A 24,157-nucleotide genomic window follows, 5' to 3' on the forward strand; every position below is an offset into this window, starting at 1 on the left:
ACGCCGCGCAATGCAACAGGTCTATGCAAGTGTATTGTGGTTTCATGATGAACAGGATGAGCTTACTCCACTTACTGATGCCCTCAAAGTGCGTGATGATCAACATCCGCTGCTATCTTTTATGATTACCCAGGGCCTGGGTCATCGCGCCATTTACCGGGATAATAAGGTAACAAAGCAGGTCATTGAATTTCTGTAATTAGGCACCCGTTAGTCGTAAACCTTGAACTATAATACTGATTGACAATAAATTAACAACTCACTGCTCAAATACCCAATGCGCTTTCAAAAAAATGCTATTCGCATAACTTTTTGTGCTGATTCAACAAATCATATAGTTTAAATTGCATACAGATCCGGGATTTACCATGATTGGACAAGGATGACTCCGCGATCTTCACTTACTTACGTGCAAACTCACCATTTTTGTTAACGTAGCTATTAGTAGTAGCTATATGGGCGATATCCCTCTATGTCGCCTCACGCATTCCTGTACCCTATTTTGGGAGCAGCAAAAACGTATCATGAAGTAATTGTATTGAAATTTAATGGTTTAATGGTTAAATGGCAAAGCTGCATAACATGCTGTAGCTATCCCTGCAAAAGCCGCCATTGCTGATCGTGGCACAGGTTGGCAATGGTGCCTACAGGGGTACTGCACAAGTTTATATCAGCTGTGTTCATGGACATCATTGAACCCATAGTTGGGCGCTGTTTGCAACAGCATACAGTGTTTGACGAATACCAGGTCCGGCCTGTAATCAACAGACCTGGTTTGGTAAAACCCTAATTCCCTGGCACCTTGTCATCCATTCATCAATTAAACCTTATGTTATGCAAGTTCAACTTACCGATGCCGATGTTCAAAGGCTGGCCCTAGTGCGCGAAACGATCCTAAAAAACCTGCGTTATCATTACACCATTCCTTGCCTGGCGCAAACAGCCGGGATCAATGAATTCAAACTCAAAACAGGTTTCAAAGCACTCTATGGACAACCCGTATTTGATTTTTAACCGAACATCGTATGAAAATGGCCATGGAACTCATGGAGAGTAACAATTATTCCATTGGAGAAATAGCCCATCGTTGTGGCTATAACCACCCTACTAATTTTTGTGCTGCCTTTCGCCGCCGTTATAATATCCGGCCTTCCGACTACAGGAAAAGCATACCTGAAGGGGTGCGCAGTGCGATCTAACAGCCATGTGTGAAGTCTCGATACTAAGGCTTTACATAGCGGGACAGGTTAAGGATGTTGATGACGGTAAAGAATTCTACCTGCATCACATATTATCCTGCCCGCATTATTTCCGGGTTATAACTTACATATAACAGCGAGACTGAACCAGCGTTCTTTAACCCCTGTCATTTATATAATCGTTATCCCGTTCCCTATCGTTGATGGTTCTCTCATTTCAAGTATTAAAAGTTTTGCATGAACTGATCCCATGATCCGGGTGGCTGGTTGAAGGCAGCGGGTGCTACAACACTTTTTCGCCAGCCATGTAAATGTGAAGGAAACCAACAGTCAACACTGTTCAGGCGCCCCGCCTCAGCCCCCCGGGTCTTTTAAACAATTACAGGTATGAAACGCACTACTATTGTCGAAACCGTTGTTTTCTTATTTGTCGTCCTGTTCCTTTATACAGGCATTAGCAAGATCATGGAGTATACCGTTTTCAAAGAACAATTAAAAGAATCGCCCATACTTGGCTTCGCTGCAAACTTTGTAGCCCGCTGGTTACCCATTATGGAGTTTTTGCTGGTGGTACTGCTGATAGTACCCAGGTGGAGATTAAAAGGTTTGTATTTATCAACGGCCCTCATGACCGCTTTTACTGTTTATATCATTGTCCTCATGAGCATTTCTACCGACCTGCCTTGCAGTTGCGGTGGCGTACTGGCCCAACTATCCTGGGGCAGCACATCATTTTTAACTGCGTATACATTGCCCTGGGTGTAATTGGCATCATTGCCGAAAAAGATCCGCAGGGCTGCTGGTGAGATATGGCATGCCATTGGTAAAGAGCCAAACTTGAATATATAATAGTAATTAACGTGCAACTGTACCAACGTTGGCATTTAAGTAGTAACTTGGATAAAACCTTTCCTATGCCCTCCCTGAATTTGTCAGAAGAACATTTCAAGCTGGCCCAAAAAGTGGCCACCATCATTTGCAGCTCACTAACTACCCATTTTACAATTGTAGAATTGGCAAAAAAGTAGGGTTGCCCGAAAAACCTCAAGCAGGCATTCAAACAATTTTATGGTATGGGAGTTTACTCCTACCTCCGGCTTAAACGCATGGAAAAAGCCAAGGAATTGATGAAAACTGGCATGCCTACCCGGTTGATCGTGGAACAAATCGGCTATTGCTATGACAGCAATTTTACCAAAGCATTCCGCAAAGTATATAATGAGACCCCTGCCGGTTGGAAAAAGGTCCATTCCATCCGTACCAGGCGAATGGCCTCTTAAGCTGGTGTCAACTGTTTACGGATAGCCCTTCCCGCAGTCTTTATTCGGTTACCCGCAATGGAACCACCTGCAGATCAGTTGAATTTTTCCCGGTCATTACCTCAATGATACCGGGCTCAATCCCGTATTTCATATCGGCATTCCAAAAAGCCAGTTTGTCCGCATTCAGGGTAAACTGTACGGTTTTCTTTTCCCCGGGTTGCAGCGATACCCGGGCAAAGCCTTTAGTTCCTTCACTGGTCTGGTTACCGAAGCAACCTTCTGGTGAATATAGAGCTGTACAATTTCATCTCCTTTCCGGCTGCCTGTATTCGTAACATCTACCGATACCGTTACAGTGCCATTCTTTTTATGGCGGCCTCCGACAAGCGCGGTGTTGAATACTGGAAAGTAGTATAACTAAGCCCATGCCCAAAGGCATACAGCGGCGTGTTCTTTTCTGTTACGTATTCAAAGAATTGGGCTCCCGGCTTGTGGTTATAATACATGGGTACCTGACCGGCAGCGCGTGGATAGGTAATGGTAAGTTTGCCCGAAGGGCAGGTTTCGCCAAAGAGGATATTGGCAGCTGCATGACCTGCCTGCTCACCCATGAACCAACCATCTACAATGGCGGGTATATGCGCATTGATCCAGTTGATGCTTAAAGGGCGGCCATGCACCAGGTATACGATCACCGGTTTACCGGTAGCAGCCAGTGCTTTCACCAACTCTTCCTGCTGGCTTTGCAGGTTAAGATCGGCCATATCCCCAAAATGATCAGCCAGCCAGGACTCACGCGAAAACTGTTCGTTTTCTCCAATGGCCGCAATGATGATATCACTTTGCTGCGCTATTTGTACCGCCTCATTGATCAGCTTTTGGTTATCGGCTGGATTAGGTAAACTGATCTTATCGATATATTGGTAATTATTCTGACTGATCGTATCGCCGTTCATACTCAGGTTTACTCCTTTGGCATAGAGCACTTCTACCGAAGTCCCTACTTTATTCCGGATGCCCTCCAGCAAGCTGGTATTGTGCAGCGGGATGCCTGAATAATCACCCAGGTAATTCACAGCCGCGCAGGGCCTATTACCGCGATCTTTTGTATTGGTCTTTCTTCAGTGGCAGCAGGTTATTGTCATTTTTGAGCAGTACCATCGATTCTTCTGCGGCCTGCAGCGCCAGGTGGCCACCTTCGGGATCGGCCAGCGATTCTCTTACTTTATCAGCGCTGATGGGTCCCTGCTCAAACAACCCCATCCCAAATTTCAACCTCAGTACCGCAACTACTGCGCTGTCCAGTTCGGCCATGGTGAGTTGCTTGTCCTTTATCCATTGCCCCAGATGGCTGTAATTGCGGCCATTGGGCAGGTCGAGCGTTACCCCTGCTTTGAAGGCTTTCAGCGCTGCAGCGGGCTCATTAGCGGCTATAAAATGCTTGTTCCAGAGCTGGTCAACACCGTACCAGTCCGACACTACTACCCCTTTAAAGCCCCATTCTCCCCGTAATACATTCCGCAGCAGCCAGCTATTGGCGTGGGCGGGTATACCGTCTATTTCATTGTAGGAGGCCATGATGGCCGCTGGTTTGGCATTTTGTATGCATAAGCGGAAAGATTCCAGGTGCGCTTCCCGGAAGGTACGGAGTGAATAGTTGGCCGGGGCCTGGTTCACGCCGCCTTCTGTTTGTCCGTAGCCGGCAAAATGTTTGAGCGTGGCGGCTACATGTCCCGGGGCAATGGAGCCATCCCTACTACCCTGGAAGCCCTGTACCATAGCGCTGCCCAGCGAGCCCGTCAGGAAGGGATCTTCGCCCAGCGTTTCGCCCGTACGGCCCCAGCGGGGATCACGACATACATCTACTACCGGGGTAAGCACCAGGTTGGTGCCCCGGATGGCCGATTGATGGGCAATATAGTTGTACACCTTACGCAGCAAAGCCGTATCCCAGGAGCAGGACAAGCCTATCCCATGTGGAAATACCGTGGCTTCCCGGGCCAGCAGGCCGTGGTGCGCTTCATCTATAAAAATGACCGGGATACCCAGTCTGGTTTTCGTTTTGAGGTATTGTTGCAGGCCATTGCGGCGACTGATCACCTGTTCTTTACTGGCATCAAATGCCGGGTTGATCATGCCCAGTCCCCTGCCATAGATTGAATCCATTTTAGCGGGATTGGCCAGGATTGCCTCTGTCAGCGTACGTATATTGGCATGATTCGTTTGCAACTGGGCAATTTTTTCCTCAACCGTCATCCGGCCAAGCAGGTCAGCCACCCGTTTGTTGACGGGCAGATTGGGATTTTTATAGGCAGGCGTTTGAGCGTAGGTAGTGGTAACGGTCAGTAGCAGACAATAGAGCAGGCAGTTTTTGGCCATAATGAATACGTTAGTGAGTAACATAACAACGAACACCCGGCTAATTCAACCATGTTGCAGTAAAATAATATTTAATCCGGATGCAAAAAGGATGAGGATGGACGGCTGGCGGATGCAATTGGGAGGACGCCTTTACAAACTCCTTTCACTACAAATACTCCCGGATGCATACCTTTTTTTGCGGTAGATTTCATATAGGAATAGGCAGGGATTGGTCTCAAATATACTCGTAAAACAATATTTCCCCGCATTTTAAGGGACATTTTTTTACGAGTACGGATGGTTGATGCCAACCGCTTATTCGTTATCCATTGGCCCTTTTCTAAAACTGGCGTCAAGCCAGGTATTGGGTAGCCTACCTCCTACAATTAAATCTTTTGGTTATGCGCGTATTTTTTTCCTTTTACTTTTCGTTAGTACTGCAGGAATTAGCCAGGTAACGATGAATGGTCAAGGAACAGGTAATGGAAGTAGCCCCTCCGCTTCCAACCCAGTGTTGGACGATTATGCTTTGCAGAACTGGGAATCGATCTCAACCGCCATTCCAATGGCCAGCGATGATGGGCAATATTTTGTGTACCGGGTAAACCGGCGAAATACACAAGGAAAAATAATCCTTCAAGCGATAGAAACTGGGTGGCAATACAACCTGGGTAGTGTAAGGCCCATTGGGTTTTCAAAGAAAAGTCGTTTTTTTTTATTTACCAGGCTAAAGACAGTCTTTGTTTTTATGATTTAAAGTTTCGCCGTTTACTCAGGTCCATTGGCGGTATTAGCAGCAGCCAACTGCCTGTTGCCAATAAACAATTATCATGGCTTGAATCAAAAGGCAATGACTATGAATGGGCAGCCTGGAAATTGAAAAACAGCCAGGACTTGTTAGTGTATAACCTCCTCAGTGAACAAGAAAAAAATACCCAGCAGTAGTCAATTACTTATTCGATCAGCAGGGCACCGTGTTGGTGCTTCAACATACAAACAATAATATAGATTGATTGACCTGGCATCCCGCCAATCTTATACGGTTTGGGATAGAAATACAATAAAAGTCAACCAGGCGCAATAGCCCTGGATCCCGCAGGTAAGCAATTGGCTTTCGTATTGCAGGATACCACCAAAGGCCAGGGCAACAATGCAATATGGCTTTACAAACAGGATATAAAGCATGCAGAAGAAAAAGCCAATAACCAGTCGGCCGGTATTGACCCGGGGCTTATCCTAAGCAATAGTGTGGGTTTTAATGAAAGCGGCCGATATATCAATATTATCTTAGAACGCCCTCCTTCTCCTCCTTTACCTAGAAACAGTATTAATGTTGATGTCTGGAATTATAAAGATACTTTGCTTCAATCAATTCAATTGCACGAGAACAAGGATTTAAGTATCTCTTTGCATCTGCGCCGGATAGGCGCCCCTCATAACTGGTTTGTATCCCTTAACACGAATTACACTTGCTGTACAAGAACTAAACCACCGCTTACTTTACCTAGCCTACACCTCATGTCCCGGTCATTTGCTGTAAAATCTTTATTAAATCCCTACTGTACACTTTAACGGATAACCCAACGCAACCAACCACCCGGTTCACACCATTTTTTTCCTATTGACATTATTGTCAAAAAGAGAAGGTAATGAGACGATTTGATAAGAGCGGGTGAGAATGATGGTTTTGTACAAAAAGACAGGCATAAAAAGTCTATACCATTCAACAAAACGGTAACTGGTCTCATTAGCTTACCGCAAAAAGCAACTGGTCTCACCGGGTATACCAAAGATTTGCATTGCCTTACAGAAAAATCGATTGCTATTAAGCATAGGTCTGTATCAACGGGTTCACACATTGACACAACCCGTTACCGGCAAACCAACTGACGCCCCAATTTCCCCATTTTTATGATGAGCTGAAATTACTCCAACCAGGTGAACTCTAACTACCAAACAGGCCTTACCCTCCATAAAACGCCCCCGATTTCGGATAAGTGTGTGATAGGCAGTTCTCCACATATATTGCCTGGCGATCCAACGCCTGGCGTATAGGGGTTGGCCTTATTTTTATGGCAGTTATATACAATAGCCTGAATGAGTTGGGTAAAAAAGTTAAACCGGATTTTTTCAAATCCAGGTTTTTTCGAGTAACATTGCTGGTCAGTCAACATTACCCCCTTAAAACAACCTTTAAACCTATTATCTGCATTTTAAGATCCCCCACTATTGCAAAAGCCTGTTGATAGGCAAAGCCTTTTTTGCCCGGCGGGTAGGGAAAGCTGGACATTATCCTTTAAATAGGGTACAGTGGCTCAGTACCTGTTTCATTTTATTTTTAATGGTTTTGATTAATAGCTTGAGAGAGGACTATGATTCCTTCTGAGATCAATAACGAAGTACAGTTGGCTGCGGCTTTTAAGGATGGGGATACTGCAGCGCTTAATATACTCTGAAAAATAACTACAAGGCGCTTGTCTATTTTGCCGATCAGTTGGTCAGGAATAATCTCCTTTCTGAAGATATCGTTTCTGGAACCTTTGTTAAGCTGTGGAAGCTGCGCGAAAATTTTGATAATGTCCCCAGTATTCGCTCATTCCTTTACGTTACGGTAAGAAATACCTGCTATGATCATCTACGTAGCCAGGAGATCCATACGCGCATCCACAAGGAAATTCTCTATACTTCGGATTACGTGCATGAGATGAACCGCGATGACTATGACATGATGTACGCGGAATACATTCAACAATTGTACGTTCAGCTGCGTGAATTACCTGACCGTTGCCGGAAGTATTCAAGTTGTATTTCTTTGACCGGCTTACTACCCAGGAAATAGCTGCTGCGCTTAATATTTCCGAACAAACAGTGCGAAATCAAAAGACCAAAGCCGTGGCTATCTTGAAGGCAGCTTTGCTGAAAAAGGATATACTACCTGTAGCCATCTTATTGCATTTCTTTGCCGTATTGTGTGCGGCGGAAGATTAGACGGCCTGTTGATTGGCGGCTACTTTATCTGGTTCTTTATTTACTGTAATGTATTGCTTCTTGTATTTATAAAATGCCTTGATCACATTGGCTGGGTTCTTCCATTCGAATAAGTGGATGATCCAAATGGTAACACGAATAAAAAATCCTTTGGGTTTCACCAGAGACTGGCCCAGTTTTGTGATGGTGGCATCGCGGCTTTCAATGCAGCTGGTCCAGGCCCATGCGGGCTTTCCAATCTTTTCGCTGAGGTCTTGTGCAAAACTCCAGGCACCATCCCGTGCATTGGTAAGGCTAAACTGTATAAGTATGGAAGGATTGGTGGCGTGGAAGCCAAAGAGGGAAAGCAAGGGTGAAACCCGGTTGAGCTCATTCATCACTTCAAAGGTCAGGGAACCCAGGATGGTATTGATGCTATTGAAATCGTTGCGGATGCTTTGCAGGTCATTCCTGTTGGCTGCTTCTACGGCAGCAATGCCCAGGTCGAGGTTGATATGTGCATTCATGCCAAGCAATAGGTGTTGCAGTACGAGGTATTTTCGCTTTCGGCTGGCATCATAGGCAACTTTCCACGAACCTGTGGCGGGCTGTCCGTTTCTGAATTGTTCTACTGCTGTTAGGAAACGATTGGCAAAGATTACATCCAGTCGCTCCATACGTGCGCCGTTGTCAAATTCATTGTTGAGGATGCCTTCTTTTACGCGAACGGTAACCTTGTGATAAAGAGCTGCGAAATATCCGATGCGATCTTTACTGTCAATACATTCTGCTATCAACTGTTCAAGTTGATGGATCACCTCGTCAATGGTATGTGCCGGAGCGCCCGGGATGATCTTTTCTAATGGCATAAATTGGTTAATGATTGGAATTGACTAAACTACAGTATTTTTGTTAATGGGTGACTTAAGAGGTTTTGTTTGCTTTTAGCCTTTACCCAATAGCACTTAGCCTTGCCTGGTACTGCCGGGTTTACCTGGCGAGGAATATATACCGGGAATCGGGTATCTCTCTACCCGCGAAAAGGTACTGGTATGGGCTGGAAGTTTGATGGCCGGGGCATGGTAGTGGAATTGCCAGCACATTGCATTACCCCACCAGGACTTGCCTCCGAATTGCACTGGAAGCGCCTAAAACAGGGGTCTACAGAGGGGGCCAGTGCAATTCGGAGTGAATGTCTAGTGAATGTTTAGTGAATATCCTGGCTAGTCCACTAGAATCCCCCAAGCATTCCGGAACATTATAAGGCTAGTGATGGTAAGCAGGTATCAATTAACCGTACATTTCATGCAAATGGCAGGCTTTCAATGAAATATCTCCCTATCATGTATAACGACCAATGAATAGTTGAACCCTCCTGCTCATACGTTTCATTTAAAATAGCTTGACAAATGATCTGTATTAAAAAGCCAACCCTGGCAATTTGCCTCCTCACTATCAGCCTATTAGTAAATAGAACGGCTGTTGCACAATCCCATATTTCAGGTACCTGGGCTCTACAAAACATGGAGACGGTTTCTGGCCCGGAGTTTGCCAATGCCCTGCCCAAGCAAATCACCCTGCACCAGCAGGCAGATTCCCTGATCATTGAAACCATCGCCGTAGGCGCCGATGGCGATGTAAGCACCCGGATGTCTGTACCCATGAATGGTTCGCCCTACACCGCCATCAGTACCGCCAGCAAGAGAAAATACGTGAGAAACCTGAAATGGACCAACGATAAAAAGGACTTACCCTTACAACCGTTTTCTATACAACAGCAGATCCTACCAGGATAGATTGTACGCGCACAGAAGCGTGGAGCCTTTCGCCAGATGGCAAACAACTGAATATCGACAAAAATCAGAAGAAACGCAAAGTGAATCCTGGCAGGCGAAAGCCATTTATGACAAAAAAATAAAGCCTTTCAATAGGCTATAGAAGCATATCAGGCCGCTCTGCAGCATCGTTTTTCCAATGCCGCAGAGCGGTATTTATTTTAACTATTCCGGCCTTCTACCATCGGTACAAAAGAAAAGTTCTCGAATACTTCTTCTGTAGCACTGCCATCCGCTTTTTAGTAAGGCGCAACATCCGTTGTACATGCCCCTCACCTACAGGGATCACCATCTTACCGCCGGTTTTAAGCTGCTGTATCAGCTTGGGGGAATATAGGGCGCGGCAGCTGTGATGATCACTTTGTCAAAAGGCCCAAATGTGGGCAAGCCCTCAAAGCCATCGCCATAAAAGTATTTAATATTGGGATACTTATTGCGCAGGATAAACTTCCGGTGCTCATCAAATAGCTTCTTTTGCCGTTCGATGGTAAATACCTGCGCCTGCATTTCTCCCAGCACAATGGCTTGGTACCCGCTTCCAGTGCCAATTTCCAGCACTTTTTCATAAGGCCTTAGTTCCAGTAACTGGCTTTGGTAAGCTACCGTATAGGGCTGGGAAATAGTTTGTCCTTCTGCAATAGGGAAGGCGCGGTCCTCATAAGCGATCTTGTCAAAGGCCGAATCCATGAAATAATGCCGGGGAATGTTTTGGATCGCCGCCAATACACGTTCATCACTAATGCCTTTTTCTTTCAGCACCTTGATCAACTGCATGCGCAGCCCTTTATGCCTGTATGAATCTTCGTAAGTTCTCATAAACGCCACAAAGATACATCAAAACAGACTGAAGATCAATGCTGTAAATCCGAAGCCCAACATCTGTAGCTCAAAATGTTATACAAACGCGGGGCCTGAAACATCGCAGGAGCACGCGTTTCAAACATTATTTAAGCAATGCCGGCTTCTCCTTATATGTTTTCCACAAAACTCGCCAAACAGGGTATTGGCCCAGGCAAACCATTTGCGGGTAAAATTTTTCGGATCATCCTTATGATAGGCTTCATGCATGAAACCAGTATCCCCATGCGTCTTTTGCAGCAGGTTAATACAAGCTTTGATCTCCCCATCATCATGACTGGTAAGGCCACGCATCGTAATACTCATAGGCCAAATCATATCCTGCCCCACATGCGGCCCGCCAATCCCCTCTCCTGCTGTTCCCTTATAGAAGAAAGGATTCCCGGCACTCAGCACAAACCTGCGCGTATTACGGTATATAGAGTCTGTATCTTTCACCGCCCCCAGGTAAGGCAAAGCCAGTAAACTGGGCACATTGGCATCATCCATCAGGTTATAACTGCCAAATCCATTGACTTCATAGGCATATACCTTACCAAAGGTCTTATGTTCTACCACCCCATACTGCTGCAAAGCCTTTTCAACCTCCGTAGCCAATGCAGTGAGTTCCCCTGCGGCTTTGGTATCTTTTGCAATCCCTGTCATCATTTCAGCAGCCTGCCTCAGGCTTACCACTGCAAAGAAATTGGAAGGGATCAGGAAAGAGAATACCGTAGCATCATCACTGGGCCGGAAGGCAGAACAGATCAGCCCCACTGGCTTTACCGGGTACCCATACCCATTCATAGGCAGCGTATCCGTTGCCACCGCCGTGTGGCGCTGGAACTTGTAATTCCCATTGCCTGTTTTACGCTGCTGATCGCGGAAAGTGACATAAATGGTTTTGATAGCTTCCTGCCATTGTTTGTCAAATGGTGCAGTATCCCCGTCAGTTTCCAATAATGCCAGGCCAGGCGAATGGGATAACAAAGCGAATCTATCTCCCATTTACGTTCATGTACCCCCGGCTTCATGTCCGTAAGGTCCTTGGTCCATTCTCCTTGCTTTTGAGGGTCATTATAAAATGCATTGGCATAAGGATCTTTCAAAATACAGGCAGTTTGGTGGTTGATCACCCCTGCTACCAGCCATTGCAAGGGCCGGTCTTGCTTCATAAATTGCAGGTAAGGCCATACCTGCGCACTGCTGTCCCGCAGCCACATCGCATCAATATCACCCGTGATCACATACGTATCCGGCCGGTCTTCCTTGGTAGTATGATAAACCGTTGTATCCAGGGTATTGGGAAAACAATTTTCAAAAAGCCAGGCCAGTTCAGGCTGTTTTACATTTGCTTTAAATTCATGGATGGCTTTTTCTACCGCAGTACTGCTAAAATGCCTTTTTCTACGGGAATCCGTACTACAGGAAATTGTTGATCAGCGTTGCCTGTGGAGAAACCTTTTAATGGCCCCATTAACAAGCCTGCTCCTGCAAGGCCCGTTTGCTGAAGGAAGATTCTTCTTTTCATAATTGCAAGTGTAGAGTGGTCTAATACCCGGCAAATATAACTAACCAGGCAAACTATACCGTTTTAGCTGCTAAAATAGGGAATAGTTGAAAGGCCGGCAAGTAATTCAGCAAGGACCCGCTGCAGCCATCAATGAAGCAACTTCATCCCAATCCCATCTATCCATTCCAGATCATACCCATCATCCTCTATTCGACAACCAATGGATCTTTTTTTTGTCAGTTGTAAAGAATATTTCTTCCGCCAGTAGTTATTCTGCTCAAAAATTGCGTTATATAATGAGTGAACGCAATCGTTTGCGCATTTTTTGATAAAAAACTGAGACCATGTATAAAACTTTCCCCTTTCCCCATGCTACAATAATGCCACCCCTGCTATGGCGCGCACACAAAAATATTGTCAGCCCTGGGTTTATTAGCCCTCACTACCAACTTACTAACAATCATCACCAACGGGGCCTATCAATGGCCATTGACTACCTATTATATACCGCCTCGTCACATCATACGTAATAATACGCATGACCACTTTGAATAAGTAAACAGCTTACCTTGGCTACCTTTGCTTTGCGTCCGCACAACACGGATCATTATTCCCCTTGATACCTCCCCCTGCCGTTCCACCAACCTTATCCTTAGTAGCAGTCGTTCAACAAAGGCAACGCTTCCATCCCTCAAAAACAGGGAAAGTGTGCTCTGATTTTTTTCAATTAACAATTTTACTATGCACTTCGCAAACAGGAGTGACGAGATAAGGTTTCTGGAACAGTTAAGAAATGGAGATCAGGAAGCAATGTACAAGCTGTATGAAATAGGCTTCATAGGCGTATTCGACTTTGCTTTCAAATTGACACACGATACGCAATTGGCCGAAGACATCAGTTCCAACAGCTTCATTAAACTATTTGTAAAAAAGAAACCATTTGAAACACTACCAGAGGCCATGCGCTATCTTTATACATGTGCGCTAAATGAATACAACGACAATTGGCGCAAAGTTCAAAAACATAACACCTACGTACATGAAAATATTTACCTGAACCCTACAGATAAAAACCAGTTGGATTTTATGATCGAAGCAGAATTCTTCCATCACCTGGAAACTTTCATTGATCAATTAGATCCACGTAGAAGGGAAGTGATCCGTCTCTACCTGAATGGCAATAATACCAACGAGATTGCTGTGAAATTGAATATTACCGAACAAACAGCGCTCAATACCAAGAATACAGCCCTTAAACTGATCAAAAAAGCATTCATCCGTTTACCCTATTGGCTATTCCTGTTCTTGATCCAATTTTTCAGGCAGTAAAATAATGTTGCCAAAAATCATAAAAAAATGAGGCCCCAGTAGTTGAAATGCTAGTTCCTGGAGTTATATATAAGAGTAACAGAAAAAAATCACTTACAATTGATTTTCATGCCCGCATTTTATAATAAAATGACAGCGCTTATTATTAAGCACCTGACCGGTAACCTGTCGGAGGATGAAAAAATGGCACTTGAGCAGGAGATCAACAGCTCAGCGTATAAGAAACAATTGTTTGCAGAATTGACCAATCCCGGCCAACTATCAGTCCGGCTTAATCGTAGAAACCAGGTAGACCTTGATTATCACTGGCATAGGATACAGCAAGTCCTGGCAAAAAGGAAAAAGGTCATTCGCCTCAGGAACAGCTGCATAGCCGCTGCCATTATCTTCCTGGCCGGATTGGCTACTTGGCATCTGTTACCGCTAACAAAATCCACTTTGGTTTCACGGGTAGCAGTTCATGTACAGCAGCCCACACCAACCTTGCCTGCCATCAATGAAAATTACCTGGAACTGTCTGATGGACAAAGAATTTCCCTCGACTCATTGACCAATGGCAAAACCCTATATGACGGAAAGACCCGAATACACAAAACCCAGGATTGCCTGGAATACAAACCGGCCCCTCCTGGCGATAGCTCTGTTTCCTTTAATAGGATAGTTGTACCAAGAGAAAAAAATACCAGGTACTATTACCCGATGGCAGCCATATATGGCTCAACGCAGCCAGCAACATACGCTTTCCTACTGCTTTTAATGCACCCGAAAGAGTGGTAGAGATCAGTGGAGAAGCCTATTTTGAAGTAAATAAGAACGTACAAAAACCATTTAAAGCCATCATCATATCCGGGTCTTCCCGAACTGGCACATCCATCCGCGGCGAAGTGGAAGTATTGGGAACCCACTTTAATATCAAAGCCTATGATGATGATGTTATTCAAACCACCCTCACCAAGGGAAAATTAAAAGTGTCAGCCGGCGACCAAAGCGTGATCCTTCAACCAGGACAGCAAGCAGTGATCAACAAAAAAAGAGCCCTCTCTAAAAAAATATTCTCCCAACCGACAACGCAACCGGATGGAAAGATGGCCTCTTCCTGTTTGAGGATGATGACATCCCCACCATCCTGCACGAACTGGAACGCTGGTATGGTATAAAGGTTCAATTTAAAGGGGCCATCCCCAATTGTAAACCCATTATCCATGCCGCTCGCACTGAACCCTTGGAAAAGATCTTAGAAATGATCAGGCATTATAACGTAGAGATTCTTGTAAAAGACAAAACCATTTATGTAAGTCCCAATCCCCATAAATGAGGTAATTAACCGTTCACCACCATCGCCTGCGATCATTTCCTTTAACCATTAACCAAGTCCCCTGTTGCTACACGCTGCTGTACAACGAACATTGCTGCACAACTCATGGGCTTTTAGCCCGTGGGTTGTTACCAGCAGCTGGCAACTAAGTTAACAAAACCATTTTTACCAACACAGCGGCCCCTTGCGCAGCCCAATTATCCCTTGGCAACTTTTCGGGCCAGGCCCGAAAGCCAGTGATTATACAGGTATGTAAACAAGGGGCTTGAAAAAAAGCTCCCCGCTTATGAGAATTATTTTACTCTTGCTCATTACGCTGTTATTACCGGCCATTCAAACCAGCGCGCAGAAAATAAGTTTAAAGGCTAAAAACATATCCCTCAGAAATGCGCTTACCTATATTTCAGATAGTACTGGCCATGCCTTTACAGCAGATCCCGAGTACTTTAGATTTTGCAAACCTGTTTCTATCAACGCAGACAGTATCGAATACGAGCAAGCACTTGAGTGGTGTTTCAAAGACCAGCCCCTTTCCTTCCACATCATCAACGGCACCATTTATATAGAGATAAAAGATGTAAAAGGCAGAGTAACCAATATGAACAATGAACCATTGGAAGGAATTACAGTAACACCAGAAGATATTACCAGGAGCACTGTTACCAACAAGAACGGAGAATTCACACTATACCGTTGCGCAACCCAGGCTTTCCTGGTCCTTACCAGCGTAAACATGCAATGCGATACCGTACCTATTGCCGGCCAAACCAGTTTAAAAGTAACCATGAAAAGAAAGATTACAGAATCACCCAATGTAACCGTGGTTGTATCAACCGGCATGGAAGAAATACCAAAAGAAAGAGCTACCGGATCCTTTTTCAATATCGACAATCCACAGATCAATCAACGCGTTTCCACAGGGATATTAGATCGTTTAGAAGGTCAGGCCACTGGTGTACTTATAACCCGCAACCGTTCAAAAACAGCCAACCAGCCATTTTTTTCCATTCGAGGCCGCACCACTATCTTTTCCAATACCACTCCATTGATCATAGTAGACAATTTCCCTTATGGTACAGATGTCAACAATATTAACCCAAACGATATTGAAAACATCAGTATCAATAAAGATGCTGCCGCCACCTCTATCTGGGGAGGCGCGGCAGGTAATGGCGTCATGGTCATCAATCTTAAGAAAGGCAGGTATCGGCAAAAGCCCGTTATATCCTTATCCTCCAATACCATGTATACCCTAAAGCCCAACCCTTGGTATTTCTCCCAGGTATCATCGGATGAATATGTTGATCTGGAAAGAACCTTATTCAACAAGGGATTTTATAATAGCCAATTGGATGCCGGATATGCCCTGATATCGCCTGTAGTAGATATCCTGGACCAGCAAAGGAAGCAACAACTTACAGCCAATGCAGCCAATGCAGCATTGGATGAGCTTAAAAAACAGGATGTAAGGAACGATTACAATAAATGGTTTTACCAGGCAGCACTGTTGCAACAATATGCCTGGAGCCTTAGCGGCGGCACAGCACACACGCATTATTTCTTTTCAGCCGGTTATGATCACCAAAAACTTAGCCAGGTCAAATCCCGCTATAACAGGCTTACCATCAATTCCAGGGTTACAATAAAACCGTTAAAACACCTGGAGATCACTACTTCAATTACCGGCATAAAAACCATTACCCGCAACAATATGCCGCTGCCACACATCTTGTATCCCTATAGCTCATTAGCAGATCCCAACGGAAATTACCTCACCGTACCAATGGACTGGCGGCAAAGCTGGAAAGACAAACAACAGATGGGCATCACCAACAATTGGGATTACCAGCCATTGGAAGAACTGGACCTACTAAATCATAAAATGAATGTCATCAACCTTCGCTTCAAATTCGCTGCCAATTATAAGTTTGGAAAAGGTTTTGACCTTGGTATCGCAGGTCAGTACCAACTTGAGAACGAACAAAACACCAACGAACAGGACGCTCAATCCTATTTTGTACGCAACCTTTCCAATATTTTCACCGAACTATCAGGCAATTTGCCCATCTACCATATCCCACAGGGAAATATTGCAGACCAACTAAAACACAACTATGAGGCATTGAATGCCAGGCTGCAGCTCAATTACAACAGCACCTTCAATAACAATTTTGAACTATCCTCTATCGCAGGGATAGAAACCAGGACCGAAAAAACAGACACCTCCATAAGCACCCTGTATGGATACCGGAATGGCCAATGGAAAAATGAACAAATGGACTTTAAAAAGCCCTACCCACTGTTTTATAAACCAATGATCCAGGCTACTATCCCTGAAAACAAATACAGCAGTACGTTCTACGACCACTATGCTTCTTTATATGCCAATGCAGCCCTCACCTACCTGAAACGGTATACCTTTTCAGCCAGTGGCCGCATCGACCAATCCAACCTATTTGGCATGGGAATTAATAAAAGAGGCATCCCTCTTTGGTCTGCCGGCGTTAATTGGATATTGAGTAAAGAAAAGTTTTACCATATATCCTGGCTTTCCTTGCTCAAATGGCGGGTCACTTTTGGATGTAATGGCAATGTAAACAGAAATGCTACCGCTTATTTAACGGCCTATCGTAATCCTGCTGCAGGTAATGCGTTACCGTCCGCTTCCATCCTCAATCCCCTAACGATTACCTGCGTTGGGAAAAGGTCAATACCTTAAATACCGGGGTCGATTTTCATTTATTAAACAAACGCATCCAGGGAAGTTTTGAATACTATCTGCGCTGGAGCCGGTTCCTGGTGGGCGATACACCATTGGAGTCTACCACCGGCTTTACTATTTACCAGGCCAATACAGCTGCCCTCGTCGCCAAAGGCGCTGAACTGACCCTGGAAACCCGCAACATCATCGGCAAAATAAACTGGACTACACTACTACTGCTTAGTTTTACTACCCACAAAGTCACCCGCTACCTGCAATCCCCTGCCGAAGCATCAACCTACGTTAATCCGTCTAAAATAGTACCCCGTGTTCAATACCCGCTCGACGGCCTCTATAGCTATGCATGGGCAGGCCTGGATCCCCAATACGGCAATCCACAAGGATTTCTGGAAGGAAAACCAAGTACCCAATATGCTCATATTACAACAGCCCGTGTATCTACTTTAATCTATGAAGGACAAACTACTCCACCGTTTTTGGTTCCGTACAAAATACTATTCAAGCCGGCTCCTTCACTTTTTCTTGCATGTTCACCGGTAAGGTCAAATACGTTTTCCGGAAACCTGCTTTAAGCTATAATGATCTTTACAACTACCGGACAAAAGGGAATAAAGAATACGCCAACCGCTGGCAAAAACCGGGCGACGAAACAAGCACAACTGTTCCATCCAGTCCGGATGCCCTCATCCTCCTGCGTGATGAATTTTATGCCAATGCTGCTGTAAATACTGAAAAGGCCGATCATATTCGGCTACATCAGGTACAATTAGGTGTTACCATTCCAACAAAAATGCTGGGCAAAATACCCGTCACCAATTGCAACTTGTCTATCAGTGCCTATAACCTCGGTATCCTTTGGAAAGCTACCGAAACAACTATTGACCCTGATTATATCAACGAATTGCCAATGCCTATCAGCATGGCAGTCAGCCTCAAAATAGATTTTTAACCGCTAACCATTGTATATGCTATATAACGAAAACATTCGACTCGTAGGTATCATGATAGCCATTATAGGCTTAATTTCCTGTTCAAAGAATTTCCTGGAACAAAAACCCAATACTACTCTCTATGTTCCCGAAACCCTGGAAGAGTTAAGAGAGCTCTTGGATAATGAAAAGCTCATCAATCAGCATACCTACCTGGATATCTTGTCCGCCGATGAGTTTTATTATACCGACACTTTCGCTTCTTCCCTTCGTACCAGTGAAAGATATGCCTATTCCTGGTCGAAGCAGGTTTTTGGAGAGCAGGAAACTGTGGCAGATTGGGATATCCCCTACCAACAGGTTAATTATGCCAACCAGGTATTGAACAAATTGCAGCATATTACCGTGACTCCCTTAAACCAACAATTGTACAATACAGTAATGGGAACTGCCCTGTTTATCAGAAGTTTTGCCTATTTCAACCTGTTGCAGGTATTCGCCCTTCCTTACGAGAAAAACACCATGCCGAACGAATGGGGCATCCCTTTACGAATGACAGAGGATGTAAAAGAAAGATCCAAAAGAGCTACCTTACAACAGAGTTATGAACAGATCATTCAAGACCTGAAAACCGCTACGGCTCTATTGCCAGCCGGTGTAATGATATACAAAAACCGCCCCTCTGCCCCTGCTGCCTGGGCCTTATTGGCCCGTACCTACCTTAGCATGCGTTTCTATGAAGAAGCAGGCGCAGCCGCCGATAGTAGCCTCCGCTTATATGATTCACTACTAGATTTTAACCAGTTGGACAAGCAATCGGAGTCCCCTTTTGTATCTACTAACCCGGAAATTTTGTACTTGTCCAGGATAGATACCAAGGTCAATAGCCAACTGGTAGGCTTTGCCTCCCGCGGCTGTTTTATTGACTCCGGTTTATTGGCTGCTTATTCAACAGGTGACCTGAGAAGGTCAATCTTTTTCAAAGCTGGTATTGGCGGCAGCATTCCTAAAAACAGCTATGTTGGTGAACGCACTTTTTCACTGGCCTCGCAGTGGATGAATTATACCTCATACGTTGTGAATGCCATGCCCGGGCAGGCAGAACAACAGCAGCTTTTCAGGACCTCAATACCCTACTTCGGAAAAGGTGGCAAACCGGTCGTTTTACAGCATTAACCAGTGCTAATACACCAGATCTGCTAGCCACCATCCTCAATGAACGGTGGAAAGAGTTGGTATTACGCGGATTGAGATGGACCGATATCCGTAGATTGAATAAAGAGGGTAAGGGAACAGTATTGACCCGTTTGATAAACAGGCAAACCATTTACCTACCCCCTAATGACAAAAGATATGCTTTACCCATACCCCTAAAGTGATTGAATTAAACGGTATGCCACAGAATCCTCGTTAAGGATTCAATTTAAAATAGTACCCGGTTTGGCAAGGATAGAAATCGCTGAAAATATTGTTGCGGGCATACGTGCAGATACCCACATCCGACCAGCACAGGTAATCTACTCCTAGTTGACCTGCGGGGATGTAAGTCGTCCCGCCCGCATAAAGGTATTGCGGAAGGTATTCACAAGGGTTTGTGAGTTTGACGGTGATGGCACCACTTACAGCCGTAAAAACCGATAGCGAAACGAATAACAGCTTGATCTTTTTCATAAATAAGAGATTAACAGTTATAAATAAAGATTCCAAACATCCATGATTGCTGTAAAAGCCGTTTTGAGAACGGGCAACAAAAGCATAACCAACCAGTTAAAAAGGAAAGGATGAGCTACTAAGAAGAGAGAAGTGAGGAGCGAATCATAATTAAATATAATATAATTTCTACTATTTTGCCATAAAACTACCCCTGATTGGGTAGAACAGGTATTTATTTGCCTGCTGAAAGAACCCCGCTGTTCGTGCAGTAATCTGCAAAATGGCTTGTAATTCAGGGTTTTCATGCCTGCCAAGTGAAAATATTTCTCTATATTTGCCGCTCGAAAAAGGTCCGGTAGCTCAGTTGGATAGAGCAACTGCCTTCAAATAGGAGCCTTATAAGGGAAACTAACCTTATAAGTGGATGCCACTATATCGGTGAACCCTTCCTGCCCAAAGGCAGATGGTAACCCGAGGAAACTTTAAATCGCCTGTCGTGAATATATTCGGTAATTAATTATCATGATATATCACCACACAAAAACAAAGGCGATTTGGGTGTTTTGAAGGTTAAACTTGATTTGTTCTTGCAAGGATTTGTGATTCTTGTACCTGAAACAGAACACGCACCATTCGATTTGGTTGTCTTTAAAGATAGAGACTTCCGGTCTGTTCAGGTAAAATTCAGAAATCTTAACAAACGAGGTGCTTTGGAAATTCCTTTCAGAAGTAGTTATAGTACTTCTAAAGGCGTAATGACAAGATCAGTTGACAAGGCAATTATTGACATTTATGCAGTGTATTGCCCACAAACCGATGAATGTTATTATTTCGACCCAAAGCAATTCAACATGTCAATTTGTTTAAGGGTAAAAACATCTTTGAACAATCAGTTGCCAGGCATTAACCAGGCCGCAATGTTCAAAAAGGTTCCGTAGAGACTACACGTGGCACACCTGAAATGGTGAAGATATAGTCCAGACCACAAACTCTTTGCCTGGCGCAAAGAAGCAGGGAAACCTGTAGCTGGTACGCTAAGCAGTAGGTCATTGGTTCGAATCCAATCCGGATCACCACATTGGAATGCCCTCCATTTCTGGAGGGCATTTTATTTTTGTCGCCGTCGAAACCCGCACTAGGCCTATATATCAACGGAATGGCTGAGTGAGTGCGCATGGTTTGAATTGCAGTATCTTTAAAAACGAATTTTTCAGGGTAAATCAAACCAATTTTATTTCACAAGAAAACAATTCACCGATATAACAGGCCCCGGCGGTATATATGGCGCCCCCAACGATGCAGCACCCGCCTGGAGTATCGGATGGGACAAACGATCCGTACTCCCTAAACTGCTCAACAATGGCCAATGATTCACCTATCGCCTGCCCAAATCAACCCACACCTACGATCATAGGGGAAGATGGTACACCGAATGGCCGGGCATCCGTGAGATCGGCCACAATAAAATGCTGATGGACATACACGGCATGTTCTACGACTTCCCAATAACATTCAGCAGGCAACACAGTGGCGGACTAGCGCCCATTAGTACCCATCTCCGTTATATACCCGATTTTTGCAACTGGAATGGTCAGCTCATTTTATCTACAGATGAAACCACCATGCTCGACAATCCTTATGCAGGCCGGTCCCAATCCAATCTTTGGTTCGGTACACCCGAAGCATTGAAACAATGGGGAACGCCCACCGCCTGGGGCGGTCCCTGGATAAAAGATACCATAAAAGCAGCCATCCCCTCCAACCCATTCCTCTTCAATGGCTTCCAACAAAAATACTCCACCTCAGCCACCAGGCCAGTACACCCGTATCCTTCACCCTTGAAATAGACAAAACCGGTAACAACAACTGGCAGCCCTGGAAATCATTGATCGTTCCTGCCCACGGCTATCGTTACTTTATCTTTCCGGAGGGTTTCAACGCCAGTTGGATCAGGATCAAAGCCAACCAAACCTGCGTGGCATCGGCCTACTTCCATTTCACTGCCCAGGCCCACCAAAACCAGGACCCTATGTTTACCCCACTTGTAGGCATTGAGGAAAATATACCATTACAAAGCAACCTCATCAGGCCCGCACAACACAATAAAAACTTACAGGTACTCGATATCTCAAAAGACAAACCCCAATACAGCGAAGTGGATGCAGCCCTTATATTCCTACAACCTGTCGCCGACAGCACCGCGCAAATGCAAAAGATACTCACCTTTAAAAAGATTATGAGACCGACGAAGCATCCGTGATCGTTACCGACAAAACAGGCACCTATCGCTTGCCCAAAGCATCCCCTGCCTATGATAGGTTCACGGCCAGGGTAGCCCGTGAACTGGAATCCGAACGGTACATGCTCAATGCCCATGGCACCTTCTTTGAAGTAGGCCGTGAAAGTGGCTTTGCAGCCATCCGCCCCATTACTACCCATAAAAAGAAGATCGTCGACTATTGCACCTGGCTTGGCCTCCTCGTCATCAGCCGCACCCGCCAGGGAGCCCCTGAATACAGTCACTATCATACAGACGACAACCATAAAAACGGCCTTTGGTTTGGCGCTATTGACGACCTTTGGAAAATGGGCAAACCCGTAGGCGAAGGCGGTGTTTGGAAAAATACCCCCGTAAAAGCTGGCCAACCCTCCCTCCCTTATCTCATGACCGGGTACGATAAAAACAGATCAGCCTCACCGCCGATCTGGAGGTAACCATTACCCTGCAAATCGATGTGGACCACCATGGCTGGTACGAATACAAACAGATCAAATTAGCCGCAGGCAAAACCATCACCCATGTATTCCCCAGGGTTACAGCGCCCATTGGATCAGGGCCATAGCCAACAAAGATTGCAATGCCCCCTTATTCCTAAACGGGGCTTCTTACTTATGCACCGACACCACCTCCCACCCACACCACCCCCATCCCCGAATCACTCATGATCCGCGCAGGCCCTTTCCCTTGCAGGTGAGGTACAATCCCTAATAATGACACCATTACCATTCACACCTCCATCAAAGCCTATTTATTCAGAACTGTACACAACCAGTCCGGCATTCATGCGGCCCATGCCACCAAAACCCATTCCCCCACCTCCACAAGCCGCAGAATCATGCAAAGAACTTGCCTCAATCGCCGGAAATTGCCGTTTTTGAGCTGAATGTCAAATAGATTCACGAAATTTAAAGCGAGCTAGCAACAACAATACTCTCCCCTATCCCCCGTACGAAACAAAACACTATTGATCCGGTTCAGCTTCTTCAGACCCTAGCGCAAACCTGTCCTTCTTTCTATTTACAGCATTACAATTATTAACCAAAAACTGGTTTATGACGACATCACTATCCAAGAATTGCCGTCCATTAAAGGGCATTGCCCTGCTCCTGGTCAGCCAACTCATAGCCGTGCTGACTATGGCCCAGGTCACCATCAGCGGTAAAGTAACCGGGTCCACCGACCAACCATTAACCGCCATCTCCGTTACCGTCAAGACAACCACCTACGGTACAGCTACCGATGCAACAGGTAATTTCAGCTTAACTGCCCCCTCAAACCCGGTAATGTAGTCCTGAATTTTCAGGAGTTGGCTTTAAAGCCGTTGAACGCACCGTTCAAATTGCCAGTTCCGCCAGTTACACCGTCAATGTAACCATGGTAGAAGATGCACTGGGGTTGGATGAGGTGATCGTCACCGGTACCTCCCAGGGCACTACCCGCAAACAAATAGGTAGCTACATCAGCACCCTCAAAGCCGATGATATCAACAAAGGTGCTACCAGCAATGTATTGGCAGCCCTCCAGGGCAAAACTGCCGGCGCCCAGATCATTCAAAACTCCGGTGATCCAGCCGGTGGTATTTCCGTGCGCCTAAGAGGTATCAGCTCCGTCAACAGCTCCTCCGAACCCCTGTATATTGTGGATGGTGTGATCGTCAACAATGCTACCAACCGCGTCACCAATACCCAAAACACCTACGATGCGCCCAATACAACGACCAATAATACAGGTAGCAACCTGTTTGTGGGAACCGTAGGCCAAAGCCGGATGGCCGATATCAACCCCGCAGATATTGAACGCGTGGAAGTATTGAATGGCGCCGCGGCCGCCGCCATCTATGGCTCCAGGGCCAATGCCGGCGTCGTACAGATCTTTACCAAAAGAGGAAGTACCGGCGCTCCCATCATTAGCTTCTCCACCGGTATTATGGTCAGCGCCTTACGGAAAAACTAGA

At 45.3% G+C, this 24,157-nt stretch carries 32 protein-coding genes and 2 pseudogenes; 25 read left to right on the forward strand and 9 right to left on the reverse strand.

From position 1 onward, the window contains the following. The first annotated feature begins 10 nt into the window (after positions 1-10). The 5 genes from RS881_RS38570 (at position 11) to RS881_RS38590 (ending at position 2,479) form a co-directional block, all read left to right on the forward strand. Positions 11-199 carry a hypothetical protein gene (locus RS881_RS38570; protein ID WP_315815633.1) on the forward strand — a complete coding sequence of 63 codons (189 nt, stop codon included), beginning with the start codon at positions 11-13 and terminating at the stop codon, positions 197-199. A gap of 635 nt (positions 200-834) precedes the next feature. Next, positions 835-1,014 (forward strand): hypothetical protein, encoded by a 180-nt coding sequence (locus tag RS881_RS38575; RefSeq protein ID WP_315815634.1) that lies wholly within the window; start codon positions 835-837, stop codon positions 1,012-1,014. Between the two features lie 11 nt (positions 1,015-1,025). Continuing rightward, complete coding sequence (locus tag RS881_RS38580; protein ID WP_315815635.1) at positions 1,026-1,199, forward strand: helix-turn-helix domain-containing protein; 174 nt, start codon at positions 1,026-1,028, stop codon at positions 1,197-1,199. A gap of 387 nt (positions 1,200-1,586) precedes the next feature. Continuing rightward, the gene (locus tag RS881_RS38585) at positions 1,587-1,964 is read left to right on the forward strand and encodes a MauE/DoxX family redox-associated membrane protein (protein ID WP_315815636.1); all 378 of its coding nucleotides are present in this window, start codon (positions 1,587-1,589) and stop codon (positions 1,962-1,964) included. 308 nt (positions 1,965-2,272) lie between these two features. Further along, positions 2,273-2,479 (forward strand): helix-turn-helix domain-containing protein, encoded by a 207-nt coding sequence (locus RS881_RS38590; protein ID WP_315815637.1) that lies wholly within the window; start codon positions 2,273-2,275, stop codon positions 2,477-2,479. Positions 2,480-2,519: 40 nt separating this feature from the next. Here RS881_RS38590 and RS881_RS60500 read toward each other — a convergent pair. From RS881_RS60500 to RS881_RS38600, 3 genes and pseudogenes are all read right to left on the reverse strand, one after another. After that, positions 2,520-2,716: pseudogene (locus RS881_RS60500) on the reverse strand (fibronectin type III-like domain-contianing protein). A gap of 95 nt (positions 2,717-2,811) precedes the next feature. After that, positions 2,812-3,537 carry a glycoside hydrolase family 3 C-terminal domain-containing protein gene (locus RS881_RS38595; protein WP_315815638.1) on the reverse strand — a complete coding sequence of 242 codons (726 nt, stop codon included), beginning with the start codon at positions 3,535-3,537 and terminating at the stop codon, positions 2,812-2,814. Positions 3,538-3,553: 16 nt separating this feature from the next. Next, positions 3,554-4,840, reverse strand: coding sequence for a glycoside hydrolase family 3 protein (locus RS881_RS38600; protein WP_315815639.1), 1,287 nt, complete (start codon positions 4,838-4,840; stop codon positions 3,554-3,556). A 442-nt stretch (positions 4,841-5,282) separates the two neighbouring features. On the opposite strand from RS881_RS38600, the gene RS881_RS38605 reads away from it, so the two are divergent. From RS881_RS38605 to RS881_RS38610, 3 genes are all read left to right on the forward strand, one after another. Then, complete coding sequence (locus RS881_RS38605; protein ID WP_315815640.1) at positions 5,283-5,579, forward strand: hypothetical protein; 297 nt, start codon at positions 5,283-5,285, stop codon at positions 5,577-5,579. Between the two features lie 1,737 nt (positions 5,580-7,316). After that, on the forward strand, positions 7,317-7,661 hold the full coding sequence (locus RS881_RS60505; RefSeq protein WP_350339993.1) for a sigma factor: 345 nt from the start codon (positions 7,317-7,319) through the stop codon (positions 7,659-7,661). After that, a complete protein-coding gene (locus RS881_RS38610; protein WP_315815641.1) occupies positions 7,607-7,810 on the forward strand; it encodes an RNA polymerase sigma factor in 204 nt (67 codons plus the stop codon). Before RS881_RS60505 ends, RS881_RS38610 begins: the two co-directional genes overlap by 55 nt. Here RS881_RS38610 and RS881_RS38615 read toward each other — a convergent pair. Beyond that, the gene (locus tag RS881_RS38615) at positions 7,807-8,658 is read right to left on the reverse strand and encodes a DUF5995 family protein (RefSeq protein WP_315815642.1); all 852 of its coding nucleotides are present in this window, start codon (positions 8,656-8,658) and stop codon (positions 7,807-7,809) included. The two genes, RS881_RS38610 and RS881_RS38615, sit on opposite strands and share 4 nt — an antisense overlap. Before the next feature lie 654 nt (positions 8,659-9,312). Between RS881_RS38615 and RS881_RS38620 the strand changes: the two genes are divergently transcribed. Then, positions 9,313-9,585: a hypothetical protein gene (locus RS881_RS38620; protein ID WP_315815643.1), complete on the forward strand. Its 273-nt coding sequence runs from the start codon at positions 9,313-9,315 to the stop codon at positions 9,583-9,585. Between the two features lie 217 nt (positions 9,586-9,802). Here the strand turns inward: RS881_RS38620 and RS881_RS38625 are convergent, their stop codons facing one another. The 4 genes and pseudogenes from RS881_RS38625 to RS881_RS38645 form a co-directional block, all read right to left on the reverse strand. Continuing rightward, entirely contained in the window at positions 9,803-9,916 is a 114-nt protein-coding gene (locus tag RS881_RS38625; protein ID WP_315815644.1) for a hypothetical protein, read from the reverse strand. Positions 9,917-9,942: 26 nt separating this feature from the next. Then, complete coding sequence (locus tag RS881_RS38630; protein WP_315815645.1) at positions 9,943-10,398, reverse strand: protein-L-isoaspartate O-methyltransferase family protein; 456 nt, start codon at positions 10,396-10,398, stop codon at positions 9,943-9,945. 162 nt (positions 10,399-10,560) lie between these two features. Beyond that, positions 10,561-11,894 (reverse strand): annotated as a pseudogene (locus tag RS881_RS60510) (glycoside hydrolase family 125 protein). Continuing rightward, positions 11,840-11,992: a hypothetical protein gene (locus tag RS881_RS38645; RefSeq protein ID WP_315815646.1), complete on the reverse strand. Its 153-nt coding sequence runs from the start codon at positions 11,990-11,992 to the stop codon at positions 11,840-11,842. The pseudogene RS881_RS60510 and the gene RS881_RS38645 overlap by 55 nt, the downstream one beginning before the upstream one ends. A 396-nt stretch (positions 11,993-12,388) precedes the next feature. On the opposite strand from RS881_RS38645, the gene RS881_RS38650 reads away from it, so the two are divergent. From RS881_RS38650 to RS881_RS60520, 10 genes are all read left to right on the forward strand, one after another. Then, positions 12,389-12,529 carry a hypothetical protein gene (locus tag RS881_RS38650; RefSeq protein ID WP_315815647.1) on the forward strand — a complete coding sequence of 47 codons (141 nt, stop codon included), beginning with the start codon at positions 12,389-12,391 and terminating at the stop codon, positions 12,527-12,529. Between the two features lie 186 nt (positions 12,530-12,715). Next, positions 12,716-13,303 carry an RNA polymerase sigma factor gene (locus RS881_RS38655; RefSeq protein WP_315815648.1) on the forward strand — a complete coding sequence of 196 codons (588 nt, stop codon included), beginning with the start codon at positions 12,716-12,718 and terminating at the stop codon, positions 13,301-13,303. A gap of 108 nt (positions 13,304-13,411) precedes the next feature. Beyond that, on the forward strand, positions 13,412-14,080 hold the full coding sequence (locus RS881_RS38660; RefSeq protein ID WP_315815649.1) for a hypothetical protein: 669 nt from the start codon (positions 13,412-13,414) through the stop codon (positions 14,078-14,080). Continuing rightward, a complete protein-coding gene (locus RS881_RS38665; protein ID WP_350340292.1) occupies positions 14,014-14,460 on the forward strand; it encodes a FecR family protein in 447 nt (148 codons plus the stop codon). Before RS881_RS38660 ends, RS881_RS38665 begins: the two co-directional genes overlap by 67 nt. Continuing rightward, positions 14,457-14,618: a hypothetical protein gene (locus RS881_RS60515; protein WP_350340293.1), complete on the forward strand. Its 162-nt coding sequence runs from the start codon at positions 14,457-14,459 to the stop codon at positions 14,616-14,618. The genes RS881_RS38665 and RS881_RS60515 overlap by 4 nt, the downstream gene beginning before the upstream one ends. Before the next feature lie 286 nt (positions 14,619-14,904). Beyond that, positions 14,905-17,337: a TonB-dependent receptor plug domain-containing protein gene (locus tag RS881_RS38670; RefSeq protein WP_315815650.1), complete on the forward strand. Its 2,433-nt coding sequence runs from the start codon at positions 14,905-14,907 to the stop codon at positions 17,335-17,337. A gap of 80 nt (positions 17,338-17,417) precedes the next feature. Next, on the forward strand, positions 17,418-17,912 hold the full coding sequence (locus RS881_RS38675) for a hypothetical protein (protein ID WP_350339994.1): 495 nt from the start codon (positions 17,418-17,420) through the stop codon (positions 17,910-17,912). Further along, on the forward strand, positions 17,867-18,289 hold the full coding sequence (locus RS881_RS38680) for a hypothetical protein (RefSeq protein WP_315815651.1): 423 nt from the start codon (positions 17,867-17,869) through the stop codon (positions 18,287-18,289). Before RS881_RS38675 ends, RS881_RS38680 begins: the two co-directional genes overlap by 46 nt. Positions 18,290-18,305: 16 nt before the next feature. Continuing rightward, on the forward strand, positions 18,306-19,445 hold the full coding sequence (locus RS881_RS38685; protein ID WP_315815652.1) for a RagB/SusD family nutrient uptake outer membrane protein: 1,140 nt from the start codon (positions 18,306-18,308) through the stop codon (positions 19,443-19,445). Continuing rightward, complete coding sequence (locus RS881_RS60520; protein WP_350340294.1) at positions 19,340-19,648, forward strand: RagB/SusD family nutrient uptake outer membrane protein; 309 nt, start codon at positions 19,340-19,342, stop codon at positions 19,646-19,648. The genes RS881_RS38685 and RS881_RS60520 overlap by 106 nt, the downstream gene beginning before the upstream one ends. A 31-nt stretch (positions 19,649-19,679) precedes the next feature. Here RS881_RS60520 and RS881_RS38690 read toward each other — a convergent pair whose 3' ends face one another. Further along, positions 19,680-19,940 carry a hypothetical protein gene (locus RS881_RS38690; protein ID WP_315815653.1) on the reverse strand — a complete coding sequence of 87 codons (261 nt, stop codon included), beginning with the start codon at positions 19,938-19,940 and terminating at the stop codon, positions 19,680-19,682. A 536-nt stretch (positions 19,941-20,476) separates the two neighbouring features. On the opposite strand from RS881_RS38690, the gene RS881_RS38695 reads away from it, so the two are divergent. From RS881_RS38695 to RS881_RS38720, 6 genes are all read left to right on the forward strand, one after another. Next, a complete protein-coding gene (locus RS881_RS38695; protein ID WP_315815654.1) occupies positions 20,477-20,860 on the forward strand; it encodes a group I intron-associated PD-(D/E)XK endonuclease in 384 nt (127 codons plus the stop codon). A 534-nt stretch (positions 20,861-21,394) separates the two neighbouring features. Continuing rightward, positions 21,395-21,769, forward strand: a complete 375-nt coding sequence (locus tag RS881_RS38700; protein WP_315815655.1) for a hypothetical protein — start codon at positions 21,395-21,397, stop codon at positions 21,767-21,769. A gap of 38 nt (positions 21,770-21,807) precedes the next feature. Then, entirely contained in the window at positions 21,808-22,182 is a 375-nt protein-coding gene (locus tag RS881_RS38705; RefSeq protein ID WP_315815656.1) for a hypothetical protein, read from the forward strand. Then, positions 22,179-22,637, forward strand: coding sequence for a hypothetical protein (locus tag RS881_RS38710; protein ID WP_315815657.1), 459 nt, complete (start codon positions 22,179-22,181; stop codon positions 22,635-22,637). Before RS881_RS38705 ends, RS881_RS38710 begins: the two co-directional genes overlap by 4 nt. Positions 22,638-23,255: 618 nt before the next feature. Further along, entirely contained in the window at positions 23,256-23,492 is a 237-nt protein-coding gene (locus RS881_RS38715) for a carboxypeptidase-like regulatory domain-containing protein (RefSeq protein WP_315815658.1), read from the forward strand. A gap of 85 nt (positions 23,493-23,577) precedes the next feature. Next, a complete protein-coding gene (locus RS881_RS38720) occupies positions 23,578-24,156 on the forward strand; it encodes a TonB-dependent receptor plug domain-containing protein (protein ID WP_315815659.1) in 579 nt (192 codons plus the stop codon). The last annotated feature ends 1 nt before the right edge of the window (position 24,157 follow it).

The sequence above is a fragment of the Paraflavitalea speifideaquila genome (genome assembly GCF_032395985.1).
Taxonomy (GTDB): Bacteria; Bacteroidota; Bacteroidia; order Chitinophagales; family Chitinophagaceae; genus Paraflavitalea; species Paraflavitalea speifideaquila.